Below are 13,134 nucleotides of genomic sequence, written 5' to 3' on the forward strand. Positions count from 1 at the left end.
GGCACGGGGGGACCGGTGTGAGCCGGTCATGCGGGACATGCGGCATCCAGTCCGACTGCTCGCTGCGCAACGGTGCGCTGCATCCTCCGAGCCCCGATGGTCCGTCGGACCAGAAAGGCTCCTGCTGTGTCTTTGTTGTCAGAACTGACCGTGCCCGGATCCGGCGGTGTGCCGGATCTGGAGCGGCGGGCCGGGGAACCCGCGCACACGGGGGGCGTACGGGTCAGGGTGATCTCCACCGAGCTGCCCGCCACCGATCCGCTCCGGCTGTACGAGGCCCTGCTCCGTACCCGTGAGCAGGACGACGCCTATCTCTTCGAGAGCCTGGACGGGCCCGACCAGGACAGGCACTACGCCGCCGTGGGCTATGGGCGCCTCGCCGAGCTGCGCGTCCACGCCGACCGGGTCGAGTTCGAGGCGGCCGGAGAGCTGGGTGTGGCGCTGGCCTCGGCCCTCACCGGGGCCGTCGGTGCCGCGCGGAGCGAGCACGGCGACCTGCGGCAGTGGGCGGCGCGCGGTTCCGAGGACGTGTGGCGCATGCTGCGCGCGCTCCAGGGCGCCTTCGTGCTGGACACCGAGGTCCCCACCGGCACCTTCGCGTTCGGCTTCCTGACCACGCTGTCGTACGAGGCGGCCTGGCTCATGGAGGAGCTGCCCGAGCAGCCGGCGGCGGACCAGCCGCGCTGCACGCTGACCCTGTTCCGCAACACGGTCTGGTACGACGTGCGCACCGGTGACGCCGTCCATCTGACCGCGCACGGCACGCAGTTGCCGCCGGACACCGGACGCCCGCTGTGGGAGGCGCTGACCGAGGTGGCGGGCGAGGGCCCGGTGGCCGCCCCGGTGCCCGAGGCGCCCGCGCCCCTGTTCGTGCGGGACAACGTGGACCGGGAGACGTTCCTCGCGCGCGCCGAGCGGTGCCTCGGCCACATCGGCGTGGGCGACAGCTACCAGATCCAGATCGGCCACCGCATCGACGTCGGCACGGAGCTGACGCCGCTCCAGGTGTACCAGCGGCTGCGGCACCGCAACCCGTCGCCGTACATGTACCTGGTGCCGTGGGCGGGGCGGACGGTGATCGGGGCGAGCCCCGAGCTGTTCGTGCGCGTCCAGGACGGCGACATCTCCATGCGGCCCATCGCGGGCACCGCGCCGCGCGCCGCCGATCCGGCCGAGGACGCCCGTCTGGTGGCCGGGCTGCGGGAGAGCGCCAAGGAGCAGGCCGAGCACGTGATGCTCGTCGACCTGTGCCGCAACGACATCGGCCGGGTCTGCGTGCCCGGCACCCTGAGCGTGGACTCGATGATGGAGGTCGAGCCCTTCGCCTACGTCCACCACCTGGTCTCGACCGTGTCGGGCCGGGTCCGGGAGGGCACGGACGTGTGGGCGTCGATCTGCGCGACGTTCCCCGCAGGGACCATGACCGGGGCGCCGAAGCTGCGCGCCATGGAGATCATCAGCGAGATCGAGGACAGCCCGAGGGGCATCTACGCCGGGGCGCTCGGCCTGGTCGACGTGCGCGGTTTCACGGTGCTCGCGCTGTGCATCAGGACCGCCGTCCACGACGGGGAGCACTACAGCACGCAGGCGTCGGCCGGGGTGGTCGCCGACTCGGAGCCCGCCGCCGAGTGGCGCGAGACGCTGGCCAAGATGAGCGCCACGTACTGGGCGCTGACCGGAGAGGAGCTGTTGAAGTGAGGGTCCTGCTGGTCGACGCGTTCGACAGCTTCAGCCACATCATCGACCAGTACCTCCGCACGCTGGGGGCCGAGACGGAGGTGGTGCGCTCCCGCACCCGTACCGTCGGCGACCTGGTCGGCTCGGCGCCCGACGCCGTGGTCCTGGGCCCCGGCCCCGGGCATCCGGCCGACTCCGGCCACGTCGAGCTGGTGCACGCCTTCGCCGGAAGGGTGCCGCTGCTCGGGGTCTGCCTGGGCCACCAGGCGATCGGCCTGGCGTACGGGGCCGGGATCGCCGTCGCCAAGCATCTGATGCACGGCAAGACGAGCCCCGTCGAGCACGACGGACGCGGGGTGTTCGCGGGCGCCGCGACACCGCTGGACGTCACCCGGTACCACTCACTGATCGTGTCGGCGCCGCCGGAGGAGCTGGTGGTGACCGCGACCTCGCTCGACGACGGCTATGTGATGGGGCTGCGGCACCGGACGCTCGCCGTCGAAGGGGTGCAGTTCCACCCGGAGAGCGTGACGACCCACGACGGTCTGCGGCTCTTCGAGAACTTCCTGGCGGGGGCCCGCGAGGCGCGCCCGGCGCCCGCGGTGCCCGCCCGCTGACCGGGCGGCACGAGACGGGGACGGGGGCGGCGGAGCATGAATTCGGGGGATGAAATGCAGCACGACAAGGAGCCGTTGGCGGTGGTGACCGGTGCCGCGGGAGGCATCGGCCGCGCCATCACGGCGGAACTGACGAGAACCGGGCACCGCGTGCTCGCCGTCGACGTCACCGACGACGCCGGCCCGGCCGCGCACGCGACGCTCACCGCCGACCTCGGCGCGCCGCAAGCGGCCGAGGAGGTGTTCCAGGAGATCGAGGACCGGTACGGACTGCCCGGGGTCCTCATCAACAACGCGGGGATCTATGAGGCCAGGGACTTCCTGGACTACGACGCGGCGAGCTACCGCCGGGTCTTCGACGTCAACGCGGGTGCCGCCTTCTTCTGCACCCAGTCGCTGACCCGCCGCCTCATCGCCGCCGGGCGCCCCGGCAGTGTCGTCAACATCGCCTCCATCAGCGGTCGGAGTGGCAGTCCCGACGCGGCGTACGGCGCGTCCAAGGGCGCCGTGATCGCACTGACCCGCGGGCTCGGGCAGTCGCTCGCCCCGCACCGCATCCGCGTCAACGCCGTCGCGCCCGGTCTGATCGACACCCCGATGGCCGCCCGTATCCCGGCCGACCGGGTGGCCGACTACCGCGCGCGCATCCCGCAGGGGCGGTTCGGCGACCCGGCCGAGGTGGCCGCCGCCGTGTGCTGGCTCGCGGGTCCCGCGGCCGGTTACGTCACCGGGAGCGTGCTCGACGTCAACGGCGGCCTGCACTGACGCGGGCGGCACGGCACCACCTGCCGTAGCGGCGGCACCCGGCCCGCGAGAGCGGCCCCGCCCGCGACATCACCCCCGCTTCGCGGGCGGCACCACCGCCGGGAGCGGCACCCCGGCCACGCCCAGCCACCACCACCACGACTTCACGCGCGTCCACGCGCCCGGAGCGGCCGCACGCCGCCGTCTTCCGGCCCGCGCGCGCTCTTCCTTCCTTCCGAGAGGACCCCTCGCCCATGTGGCTGCCCACGAACGGCCCCGCGGCCGACTTCACCGCCCGCTACCTCGCACTCCACCAGGCCTTCTACGCCCGCACGCTGAGCGGAGGCGACCTCGACGACTGGCGCGCCCGCCAGCTCCGTACCGTGCTCGAACAGGTCAGCACCGGCTCGCCGTTCTACGCACGGCTCCTGAAGGACGTCGACCTCGGCTCGGTCACACCCGGCAACCTTGAGGCGCTGCCCTTCACCACCAAGGCCCAGTTGCGCGAGGAGATGCTCGACGTCCTCAGCAGGCCGCTCACCGACGCCCTCTTCTTCTACGAGACCACCGGCACCACCGGCGCGGCGACCCCCTGCCCCCGCGACGGGCGCGAGATCGTCGCGAGCAACGCCCACATCAGCGAGTCCTGGTCGTCCATCTTCCGGCACCACTTCGGCGACCACGCGCCCCGCATCGGCCTGATGGGCCCGACCGAGGTGCACTCCTTCGGCGACACGCTCGGGGACATCGCCCGCAACGTCGGCTCGCTCAACGCCAAGATCTGGCCCTACTCCCCGGTCATCGGCTTCCCCAAGGCCCTCCAGCTCATGAAGGACCTGGAGCTCGAAGTCGTCTGCTGCACCCCCGGCGTCGCCCTCACCCTCGCCAAGGCCGCCGAGCACTACGGCTACGACCTGCGCCGCGACTTCTCCGTCAGGCTGCTGCTCGTCACCGGCGAGATGTGCACCCCGGCCCTCGCGCACAACCTGGAGACGGTCTGGGGCGCCGACGTCTACAACATCCTGTACGGATCGCAGGAGGCCTTCGTCATGGCGACGGCCTGCCGCAACAAGCGCATGCACCTCTCGCAGACCAACTACCTCATCGAGGTGGTGGACCCCGAGACCGGTGAGTCCCACGGCCCGCGCGGCAGCGGCGAGCTGACCGTGACGATGCTGATCGACGGCGTGAAGCCGCTGGTCCGCTACCGCACCGGGGACGCCGTGGTGATCGAGGAGCCGGACTGCGACTGCGAGATGCCGGGCGATCTCGTACGCATCGTCGGCCGCACCCTGGACCGCCTCGAACTGGGCGGCCGTCGCTTCACCGCCGGGCAGATCGAGACGGCCGTCATGACCGGGGTCACCGGCTCCGCCGGATACCAGGTGGTGATCGAGCGCGACGGCGCGGGACAGGACCGGCTGACCGTCCGGCTCGAACTGCTCAAGGGTCTCGTCGAGGACGCCGCCGCGCTCGCCGACGCCGTACGGGCGCGGGCCGCCGACGCGCTCGGGGTGCCCGTGACCGTCGAGCTCAGCGACGGACTCGACCCCATCGTCAGCACCGGCGCCTTCGTGAGCTGGAAGGCCGCCCGCATCGTGGACCGGCGCAGCACGCCCGACCACGAGTCCCAGGTGGCCCGGAAGATGGCGGCGAACCGTGGCTATGAGCGCTGACACCGTGGCCCTGCCCGGGCCTCTCGCCGAGGAGTACACCGCACGCTGGAGCGAGCTGACCGGGCGCTGGGCCGCGCGGCCCGGCACCGTCCTCGGCACTCTCGGCCCGGACGGCACGTCGAGCCAGCTGGTCGCCGGGTTCCTCGCCCGGCAGCACGGTCTCTCCGTCGAGCTCTTCGCCACCTTCGACGAGGTGCTCGCCGGGGTCGTGGCCCGCGAGGTCGACTTCGCCCTCGTCCCCAGCGCCTACCAGGGACTCACCCGCTTCCACTGGCACCGCGACCTGCGGCTCCAGGCCTTCTTCCCGCAGGCCACCCCGGAGTACGGGATCGCCGCTCCCGCGAGCCCGGAACCGCTCGCCGACGGCGAGGGCCCCGTCACGGTCGCCGCCATGTGGGAGGTCCGCCGCATCTACGCCGAGGTGGTGCCCGCCGCGCTGCGCGACCGCGAGGTGCGCTGGGTCGACGCGGCGTCCACGCAGCACGCCGCCGAGATCGCGGCGGCGGGCGGCGCCCGGCTCGCGGTCACCAACGCCCCGGGGGTACGGGCCCACGGCCTGCGCTGGGTGGCCACCCGGCCGGGCGCGGAGATCCTCTGGACCCTCTTCGGGCACGCGGACGCGGCCGAGGTGCCCCGCACCGCCACCGCCTGACCGGCCGCGTACGCCCGCCCCACGCCTGCGCACGCCCCGCCTTCGCGCCACCCCGTCCGAACTGGAGATTCCCGACGTGTCCCGCAAGACCCTGCTCCACCGTGCCACCGTGCAGGAGGGCCTCGGCAAGGCCTCCCTGCCGCACCACAGCGTGCTCATCGACGGCGACCGCATCGAGGCGGTCATGCCCGAGGGCCTGGCCCCCGTCCACGCGCCGGACGTCGACGTCCTGGACCTGGCGGGCCGCACCGTCATGCCCGGCATGACGCTCGGGCACACCCACATCGCCTACCTCGACGTCCTCGACGGCCGCGAGATGCTCTTCAAGTACTCCATCCCCGAGGTCACCCTCGGCGCCGCGGCGAACACCACCAACCTCCTCGGCCTCGGCTACACCGGCTTCGTCGGCGCGGGCTCGGTCTCCGGCATCGACATGGCCCTGCGCAGGGCGGTCGACTCCGGGCGGCTGCGCGGCCCCCGGATCACCCCGTGCAGCCGGGACCTGATGGTGTCGGGGCCGCCCGAGCGCCGTAACCCCGACGTCAAGAAGCGCATCCCGTCCGATCTGATGCGGCTCGCCGACACCCCCGAGGAGATGGCCGAGTACGTCGCTGGGGAGATCGCCCAGGGCGCGGAGATCGTGAAGGTCTTCTCCTCCGGCGACGACACCTTCCCCAACGGCCGGTCCCACGAACTCCTCTTCACCGCGGAGGAACTGGTCATCGCCGCCCGTACGGCGCACGAACACGGCGCCAAGGTGCGGGCCCACTCGCGCGGCCTCGGTGGCATCCGCAACGCCATCGCCGCCGGGGTCGACGTCATCGACCACGCGACCTACGCCGACGACGCGGCACTCGACGCCATCGCCGAACGCGGGATCTTCGTCGTGCCGAGCCTCTACCAGCCGCACATGCTGCTCACCACCGGCACCGAGCACGGCAAGACCCCCGAGTACCTGGAGACGCTGGAGTTCGAGGCGGAGGTGGAGAACACGCTGCGCATCCTGCCGCTCATGGTGGAGATGGGCATCCCGGTCGTGGCGGGCGACGACTTCGGCTTCGCCTGGACCCCGCACGGCACCTACGCCAAGGAGCTTGAGCTGTACGTGACGATGGCGGGCATCCCCGCTCCCACCGTCCTGACCTGGGCCACCGCCAACGGCGCCCGGCTCGCGGGCCGCGGCGACACGGCCGGGACCGTACAGCCGGGCCGCCTCGCCGACCTGGTGGTGACCGACGGCGACCCCGCCGAGGACATCACCGTGCTCAGCCGCCCCGGCGCCATCGAACTGGTGCTGCTCGGCGGCGTCGCCGTCGCGGGCGGCACCGACGCCTTCCTCTCCCCCGTCGCTGAAGGAGCCGCGTGATGCCCCGCACGAAGCCCTCGCTGCCCGTGCTGCCCGTCCTCGCCGTCGGAGCCTTCGCCATCGGCACCGACACCTTCGTGGTGGCCGGAGTCCTGCCCGAGGTGGCCGGAGACCTGTCGGCGACCCTCGCCGACGCGGGCTGGGTGAGCACCCTCTTCGCGCTCACCTACGCCGTCCTCGCGCCGGTGCTCGGCGCCCTCACCGGACGCCTGGAACGCCGTACCGTCCTGGTGATCTCGCTGCTCGTCTTCGCCCTCGGCAACGCCGCGTCCGCGCTCGCGCCCGGTCTCGGCGCGCTGCTCGCGGCCCGGGTCGCCACCGCCGCGGGCGCCGCCCTCTACATCCCGGCCGCCTCGGCGTCCGCCGCCGCGCTCTCGGCGCCCGAGCGGCGCGGGCGCGCCATGGCCGTGGTCCTCGGCGGTCTCTCCGCCGCGACGGTCGCGGGCGTGCCGTTCGGCACCTGGCTCGCCGCCGACCTGGGCTGGCGGTCCACCTTCTGGCTGCTCGCCGGGCTCGGGGTGCTGTGCGCCGCCGCCGTGGCCGGGGGCCTGCCCGAGGTCAGACTGCCCGCCGCGCCGGGCCTCGCCGCGCGCCTCGCCCCGGCGCGGGACCCGAGGGTCCTGTTCACGGTGCTCACCACGCTGCTCTTCATGACCGGCGGCTATCTGGCGCTCACCTACATCGGCGCCGTCCTCGCCCCGGTGACCGGCGGCGACGGCGGTGAACTCGCCCTGCTCCTTCTCGTCTTCGGCGTCCTCGCCGTGGTGGGCACGGCCCTCGGCGGCCGGGCCACCGACCGCTGGGGCGCGACCCCCGTCCTGCTCGCGTCGGTCGCCGGGCTCGCCGTGGTCCTCGGCACGCTGCCGCTGACCCGCGAACGGACCCTGACCGCCGCGCTCGCCATGGCGGCCTGGGGCGTCACCGCGATGATGACCCAGCCCCCGCAGCAGTACCGGCTCTTCGCCGTCGCGCCCGCCTCGGGGCCGCTGCTGCTCTCCCTGAACTCCTCGGCCACCTTCACCGGGATCTCGCTCGGCGGCTTCATCGGCGGCCGGGTGATCGCAGGCGGCGGCGCGGACCAGGTGGACCTGCTGGGCCCGCTGGGCGCGGGCCTCGCGGTCCTCGCCCTGGTCACGGCGGTCATCGGCGTACGGGTGGGACAGCGCGGACCGGATGCCGGGCAGGACGCGGGACCAGCCGCGGGACCGGCCGCGGGGGCCGGTGCGACGGCCGCCGAACCGGCGGGCAAGCGGGGCTGACCGGCGGGACCGGTTCTCCGGCAGCCGCCAAGTGGCCTCCCGGAATTGCCGGGAATTGGCCACAGCCGGACACCCCCGGTCTCCCTACTGTCGGACGCGTCATCAGCGGWCCCCGGATCACGGACCGACACACACCCCCCGGCCACCACGACCCCCGGCCGCCGGGCCCCGAGGAACCAGGGCCCGAGGCCGACGGACGAGAAGGACCCCTCTCCATGGACAGCACCACCCCCGGCACGGACACCCTGACCGTCACGGTCGACGCGCGGCTGACCGAGCGTGTGCCCGGCTATGTGCTCGGCCTGATCGCCGTACCGGACATCGAGGTCGTCAGGGCCGCGGCCGCCGTGGACGGCCTGCTCACCGCGGCCGAGGACGCGCTGCACGCCAGGGCGCTCAGCAAGGCCGACGTCTCCGCGCTGCCCGCCATCGCCGCCTGGCGCGAGGCCTACCGGGCCGTCGGGGTGAACCCCAACCGCTTCCCCTGCGCCGCCGAGTCGGTGCTGCGCCGGGTGGCCAAGGGGGACCGGCTGCCGCGGATCAACTCCGCGGTCGACCTGTGCAACGCGGTGTCGCTGGCCAGCGGTCTGCCCGTCGCCTCCTGCGACGTGGGGGACATCGAGGGGGAACTGTCCGTGCGGCTCGCCGACGGCGACGAGACCTATCTGCCGCTCGGCGCCCCCGACGCGCCGGAGCACCCCGAGCCCGGCGAGGTCGTGTACGCCGACGGGCGGGGCCGGGCGCACTCGCGCCGGTGGAACTGGCGGCAGGGCGACGTGGTCAAGACCGGCCTCGGCCGGCACAAGCTCCTGATCACCGTCGAATCCGCCCACGAGGGCGGCCGGGACGACGTCCAGGAGGCGCTCGGCCGCCTCACGGAGGCGCTCACCCCTCTCACCGGGAGCGTCGGGCGACCGCTGGTGCTCGACCGGTCCACGCCGTCCGGAGAGCTGTTCGGGGAGCTGTTCGGGGCCCCCTCGGCCGCACCGGTCCGCTGAGCCCGCACCAGAACCCGACCCGTACGAGGAGATCCGCATGAGCCGTTCGATCCTGGTGGTGTACCGCCCGGCCGCCGGCCGCTACACGGCACAGTTCCGCAGTGTCGTCGAGGCCGCCGCCGAACTCGGCGTGGCGAGCGTGGTGCTGCTGCCGACCGGCTGGGAGGCGCCCGAGACCAAGGGGCTGCCCTGCTACCACGCCGATCTGGACGACACGGCCGCCGTACGGGCCGCGGTCGACGGCATCCTCGCCGAGCACGCCATCGAGCGGATCTTCCCGCTCTTCGAGGGCGATGTGCTCCCCGCGAGCCGCAGCCGCCGCGACCACGGCATCCCGGGTCTCACCCCGGACCAGGCGCTCAACTTCCGCGACAAGAACGTCATGCACCGCAGGGCCGAGGAGCTGGGCGTGCGGGTGGCCCGCTCCTGCCGCCCCGACACGGTGACGGCGGTCGCGGAGTTCGCCGAGGAGGCGGGCTACCCGGTCGTGATCAAGCCGTACGCGGGCTGGGCCTGCGGCGACACCTACCGGGTGGACAGCCGCGAGGATCTGGACCGGGTCTGGGAGGCGATGGGCGACGACCGGCACGAGTACCGGGTCGAGGAGTTCATCCGCGGCACCGAGTACCACGTCGACTCGCTGTTCCAGAACGGCGAGGTGGTCTTCGAGCAGCTCTCCCAGTACACGTACTCCGTCCTTGAGTACCTCGACGAGCCGGGCGGCACCATCTCCCGCAAGCACGGCCTGAGCGGGCGCGAGCAGCGCATCCTCGATCTGAACGCCGTGGTGCTGCGCGGTTTCGGGCTCTCCACCGGTGTGGTGCACGCGGAGTTCTTCCTGCCCGACGACGGCGGCGACCCCGTCTTCGGCGAGGCGGGCGCACGCGCGGGCGGCGGCTCGATCGTCCCGGCCATCGAGGCGGGGCGCGGCATCAACCTGGCGGGCGAGTGGTGCCGCCTCGAACTCGACCCGGACCACCGGCCCACCGCCCGGCTCGGCCCGGAGATCGGCACCGAGTACCTCGGCTCCCCCAAGTACGGGCGCATCACCGCCATCACCACGCCCGAGGAGCTGACCGCGCTCGACACGGTCCTCGACGCCGATGTGTGGAAGAGCGTGGGCGATGTGCTGGCCCCGCCGACCGCGTCCAACGACGTCCTCGGCTGGTACGTGTGCGAGGGCACCGACTTCGAGGACGTCCGGGCCCGCTTCAAGACCGTACGGGACGCGTTCCGTGTCGAGACCGAACAGAGCTGACGGGATGACGGGTTTCCGGAGAGGAGAGGGGGGCCGAGCCAGGTGGCTGACCCGGTTCGCGGAGCTGCCGCTCGCGCTGCGCGTGCTCTTCCTCGCGTCCTTCGTCAACCGCGCGGGCATGTTCGTCTTCCCGCTGCTCGCCGTCTATCTGGTGCGCGGCGAGGGCCTCAGCCCCGGCGAGGCCGGACTGCTGATCTCGATCGGCAGTACGGGCCTGCTGGTCGGCAGCCTGCTCAGCGGACCGCTCTGCGATCTGCGCGGCAGGCGCACCGCGCTGCTCACGGCGCTGCTCCTGAACGCGGCGGGCTATCTCGGCCTCGCCGTCCTCGACGGGCCGCCGTGGACGTACGCGGGGCTGCTGTTCATCGCCCTGGTCGGCATGGGGATGTTCAGCCCGGCGTCCAACACCCTGGTCGCCGATCTCACCACGCCCGAGCAGCGGCCCTTCGCGTACACCGTCAGCTATGTCGGCAACAACCTCGGCATGGGTGTCGGCCCGCTGCTCGGCGGCGTCGCGGCGGCCTACTCGTACCACGTCATGTTCGCGGGCAACATCCTCGTCGGCCTCGCGTGTGCCGCGATGATCGTGATCTGGGTGCCGCACGACCGGCGCACCCGCACCGGCGGGCCCCGGGCCAAGGACCGCGCGACCTCCCTGGGCCACGGTCACGTCCTGCTGATCGTCCTGGTCTCCTTCTTCTACGTCGCCCCGCTGATCGGCCTCGAATACGCGCTGCCGCTCGCGGTCACCACGGTCCTGGACGAGTCCGCGGGCCTGGTCGGCGCCGTCTACACCATCAACAGCGTCGTCGTGGTCAGCCTCGGCCTCCTCATGGAGAAGCGCATCAGCGCCTACGGCACCAAGCCGCTGCTGCTCGTCGCCGGGCTGCTGTGGTCGCTCGGCCTCGCCGTGATCGCCTTCGCGTTCTCGCTGCCCGCCATCCTGCTCTCCACCGTCGTGTGGACACTCGGCGAGATCATCGTCTCCGTCGTCGTGCCCACGTACATCGCCGACCACGTCAACGAGCGCCGCGTCGGCAGCTTCATGGCGCTCAACGGCTTCGTCCTCGGCCTCGCCCGGCTCGTCGTGCCGGTCGGCCTGGGCGTCCTCTGGACGGCCCACGGTCACGGGCCCGTCTTCCTCACCCTGCTCGCCGCCCCGCTGCTCGGCATGGCCGTGTTCGCGCTGCTGCGCGTCAGGCCGTCGGCCGCCCCGGCCGCACCCGTACCGGAGCCCCCGGCCGCCCCCGCGGAGCCGCACGGCGCGCCACGAGCGGCCAACTAGCCACTTCAGTCCCCACGTTCACCTTCACCGCACACGGAAGCATTTCCACCGCACCGAGTCCGAACAGAGAGTGTTCATGTCCCAGACCCAGACGAAGTTCCTGCTGCCCGAAGACCGCATCCCCACCACCTGGTACAACGTGGTCGCGGACCTGCCCAAGCCGCTGGATCCGATGCTGCACCCCGGCACCCGCGAGCCGATCACCCCGGCGGACCTGGAGCCGCTGTTCCCCGCGGAGCTGATAGCCCAGGAGTTCTCCACGGACGCGAGCGTGGACATCCCCGGCGCCGTGCTCGACGTCTACAAGCAGTGGCGCCCGAGCCCGCTGGTCCGCGCCCGCCGCCTGGAGAAGGCGCTGGACACCCCGGCCCGCATCTACTTCAAGAACGAGGGCGTGAGCCCGGCGGGCAGCCACAAGCCCAACACGGCCATCCCGCAGGCGTACTACAACAAGCGCGCCGGGGTGGAGCGGCTCACCACGGAGACCGGCGCGGGCCAGTGGGGCAGCTCCCTCTCGCTCGCCTGCCAGTACTTCGGCCTCGTCTGCGAGGTCTACATGGTCAAGGTGAGCTACCAGCAGAAGCCCTACCGCCGGGGCCTGATGGAGACGTTCGGGGCGAGCGTCACCGCGAGCCCCAGCGACCGCACCGCGGCCGGGCGCGCCGCGCTCGCCGCCGACCCGGACTCGCCCGGCAGCCTCGGCCTCGCCATCTCCGAGGCGGTGGAGGCGGCGGTCAGCAGCAACGGCACCGCCAAGTACGCGCTCGGCTCGGTGCTCAACCACGTGCTGATGCACCAGACCATCATCGGACAGGAGGCCCAGCTCCAGATGGAGCTGGCCGAGGACTACCCGGACATCGTGATCGGCGCCGCGGGCGGCGGCTCCAACTTCGGCGGCCTCGCCCTGCCCTTCCTCGGCGAGCAGCTGCGCGGCGGGCGCCCGGTCCGCGCCATCGCCGTCGAGCCCGCCTCCTGCCCGACGCTGACCCAGGGCAGGCTGGACTACGACTTCGGCGACACCGCCGGGCTGACACCGCTCACCAAGATGCACACCCTCGGCCACGACTTCGTGCCGCCGAGCATCCACGCGGGCGGCCTCCGCTACCACGGCATGTCGCCGATCATCAGCGCGCTCAAGGACCTCGACTACCTGGAGGCACGCGCCGTACCGCAGACCGCGTGCTTCGAGGCCGGTGTCACCTTCGCCCGCCACGAGGGCATCGTGCCCGCGCCGGAGTCGACGCACGCGGTGCGCGTCGCCATCGACGAGGCGCTGGCCTGCAAGGAGTCCGGCGAGTCGAAGAGCATCGTGTTCTCGCTCTCCGGCCACGGCCACTTCGACATGCAGGCCTACATCGACTACTTCGCAGGCAAGCTCAAGGACTGAGCCGCAGTGGGGGGCGGGGCGGGGCCGTCGGAGGCCCCGCCCCTGGACATCATGAGTTCTGGGGGCATCCCGCCGTGCAGCCCGTGCGGCAACTGCAATGTGCGGACCGTCCCGTGCGGGCTGCGGGACGACATGCCCGGCATCGTCGAGGAGATGAAGCGGGCCGACGGCATCGTCTACGCCGTGCCCGTGCACGGCTTCGGCCTGGCCCATCT

General features: G+C 72.7%; 11 protein-coding genes. All 11 read left to right on the top strand.

Translation table 11 applies throughout. The annotated features are described in order from the left end of the window. Positions 1 to 135: 135 nt before the first annotated feature. The 11 genes from AB8Z36_RS15045 to AB8Z36_RS15095 all read left to right on the top strand — a co-directional run bounded on the left by AB8Z36_RS15045 (position 136) and on the right by AB8Z36_RS15095 (position 12,919). Positions 136 to 1,698: an anthranilate synthase component I family protein gene (locus AB8Z36_RS15045; RefSeq protein WP_369213793.1), complete on the top strand. Its 1,563-nt coding sequence runs from the start codon at positions 136 to 138 to the stop codon at positions 1,696 to 1,698. Next, complete coding sequence (locus tag AB8Z36_RS15050; RefSeq protein WP_369213794.1) at positions 1,695 to 2,294, top strand: anthranilate synthase component II; 600 nt, start codon at positions 1,695 to 1,697, stop codon at positions 2,292 to 2,294. Before AB8Z36_RS15045 ends, AB8Z36_RS15050 begins: the two co-directional genes overlap by 4 nt. Positions 2,295 to 2,348: 54 nt before the next feature. Then, a complete protein-coding gene (locus AB8Z36_RS15055) occupies positions 2,349 to 3,059 on the top strand; it encodes an SDR family NAD(P)-dependent oxidoreductase (RefSeq protein WP_369213795.1) in 711 nt (236 codons plus the stop codon). A gap of 233 nt (positions 3,060 to 3,292) precedes the next feature. Further along, on the top strand, positions 3,293 to 4,714 hold the full coding sequence (locus AB8Z36_RS15060) for an AMP-binding protein (protein ID WP_369213796.1): 1,422 nt from the start codon (positions 3,293 to 3,295) through the stop codon (positions 4,712 to 4,714). Beyond that, positions 4,704 to 5,366, top strand: coding sequence for a hypothetical protein (locus AB8Z36_RS15065; RefSeq protein WP_369213797.1), 663 nt, complete (start codon positions 4,704 to 4,706; stop codon positions 5,364 to 5,366). The genes AB8Z36_RS15060 and AB8Z36_RS15065 overlap by 11 nt, the downstream gene beginning before the upstream one ends. Before the next feature lie 76 nt (positions 5,367 to 5,442). Continuing rightward, positions 5,443 to 6,732 (top strand): amidohydrolase family protein, encoded by a 1,290-nt coding sequence (locus tag AB8Z36_RS15070; protein WP_369213798.1) that lies wholly within the window; start codon positions 5,443 to 5,445, stop codon positions 6,730 to 6,732. Further along, the gene (locus tag AB8Z36_RS15075) at positions 6,732 to 7,991 is read left to right on the top strand and encodes an MFS transporter (RefSeq protein ID WP_369213799.1); all 1,260 of its coding nucleotides are present in this window, start codon (positions 6,732 to 6,734) and stop codon (positions 7,989 to 7,991) included. The genes AB8Z36_RS15070 and AB8Z36_RS15075 overlap by 1 nt, the downstream gene beginning before the upstream one ends. A 215-nt stretch (positions 7,992 to 8,206) precedes the next feature. Then, positions 8,207 to 8,989, top strand: a complete 783-nt coding sequence (locus AB8Z36_RS15080) for a B3/B4 domain-containing protein (RefSeq protein WP_369213800.1) — start codon at positions 8,207 to 8,209, stop codon at positions 8,987 to 8,989. A 37-nt stretch (positions 8,990 to 9,026) separates the two neighbouring features. After that, on the top strand, positions 9,027 to 10,247 hold the full coding sequence (locus AB8Z36_RS15085) for an ATP-grasp domain-containing protein (RefSeq protein WP_369213801.1): 1,221 nt from the start codon (positions 9,027 to 9,029) through the stop codon (positions 10,245 to 10,247). 4 nt (positions 10,248 to 10,251) lie between these two features. Continuing rightward, positions 10,252 to 11,532: an MFS transporter gene (locus AB8Z36_RS15090; protein WP_369213802.1), complete on the top strand. Its 1,281-nt coding sequence runs from the start codon at positions 10,252 to 10,254 to the stop codon at positions 11,530 to 11,532. Positions 11,533 to 11,608: 76 nt separating this feature from the next. After that, on the top strand, positions 11,609 to 12,919 hold the full coding sequence (locus tag AB8Z36_RS15095; RefSeq protein ID WP_369213803.1) for a TrpB-like pyridoxal phosphate-dependent enzyme: 1,311 nt from the start codon (positions 11,609 to 11,611) through the stop codon (positions 12,917 to 12,919). Positions 12,920 to 13,134: the final 215 nt, after the last annotated feature.

The organism is Streptomyces flavofungini (assembly GCF_041028215.1).
GTDB lineage: Bacteria > Actinomycetota > Actinomycetes > Streptomycetales > Streptomycetaceae > Streptomyces > Streptomyces flavofungini_B.